The sequence below is a fragment of the Cryobacterium sp. MLB-32 genome (assembly GCF_000738085.1).
Lineage (GTDB): Bacteria > Actinomycetota > Actinomycetes > Actinomycetales > Microbacteriaceae > Cryobacterium.
This window is the reverse complement of sequence record NZ_JPRS01000640.1, coordinates 1-1,244: the sequence shown is the minus strand read 5'-3', so window position 1 is coordinate 1,244 and position 1,244 is coordinate 1. Positions and strand designations below refer to the sequence as shown.

General features: G+C 53.6%; 1 protein-coding gene. It reads right to left on the bottom strand.

Annotated features, from left to right (window positions below; genetic code table 11):
• The coding region (locus tag JF66_RS20560; protein ID WP_035880804.1) for an AAA family ATPase at positions 1–1,244 on the bottom strand (1,244 nt) is incomplete at both ends.

Here is a 1,244-nt window from a genome sequence, read left to right as displayed (position 1 = left end):
GACGAGGGCCTCGCATGCCCTCACCACGTGTTCAGGGACAGAGTCAAAATCTCTGGGGTTGAGCTGCATGACATATTCGTTCTCGATGTGATAGGACTCGTTCACAAACTTCTTGAATGCCGCGTCACCTGGGATTCCTTCGGGATAAAGTTTTGACATGATGCGGAAGAGTTGCACTTTCTCATATCCCACGTCAGTGGCGTCAAACTTTTCCTTCAAGACGAGGGGGTCGCGTAATCGCTCGACTAGGTCGTGGTAGTCGAGGTCCGGGATACGTTGATGAATATTATGCATGGCTGCCGCGAACGCTTTTTGCTCTATCGGAACGCGCACGTCGTCGTCCTGAGTTTTGGTATCGGGGACGTCCCGGAGGTGCAGCAGGCTAGAAAGTACGTCGTACTCCACGCCGAGGTCTCCGTGTACTTCATACCATCGCCGCAGGTAGATGCACTTCACGATGTCGTCGGCTGCCGATGCGATGTTCTCCTCGCACACCTGAGAGAAGGTCGAAATGTGCTCTTTCTCGATCTGTTTTTCCGTCAGAACGCCGTCGCTGTTGTGGAGAAAATGCACCAATGGTCTCGCCATTCGGAATTGACTCGAAGTCGGATTACGTACGATATCAATAGCGGGTTCGATGTCATGCGTGAGGAGCAGTGTCGTGAACTCACGAATGCTGTTCTTGCCGTGGAAAAGCTGATGCAGAATGGCGAACTTCTTTGTCTTGTCGAAGCTCGACACCGGGTCGTCCAGAACGACGAGATCAGGTCGCTCCTGGCGAACCTGATGCATGAACAACACGAGAGCAAAAGCATTCTTCTCGCCATAGCTCAAATGGCGGGATGCGGTCTCCAGATGCCCGGGCGCGTCCTCGTGCTCAACTATCATCCTGTAGGAATCGGCGTTGGGCTCAATGCGAACGGAGTAACGGTATCCCGCAGAGCGCAGGAACTGATTGATGTCGTCCTGATTGTCCTTGATGGTACGCGCGACCCTCGACTTCTGACGGCCGATGTGAGCACGTACTTCATTGATCCGCGCGGCAACTTCATCTAGCTTGGCGTTGATCAATACCACCACGGTCTTGGTCGCTTCTGAGTCAAGAGCGCGGAGTAACGACAAGTCGATCTTCAAGTCCTTGAGAACCTTGTCGACATTCTCTTCATCGCGAAGGGTGCGAAACGAGAGCGCCCTCACTGAGGTCAACTTGCCAAGGAAGGTCTCGATCTGACCCCGGAGATCGA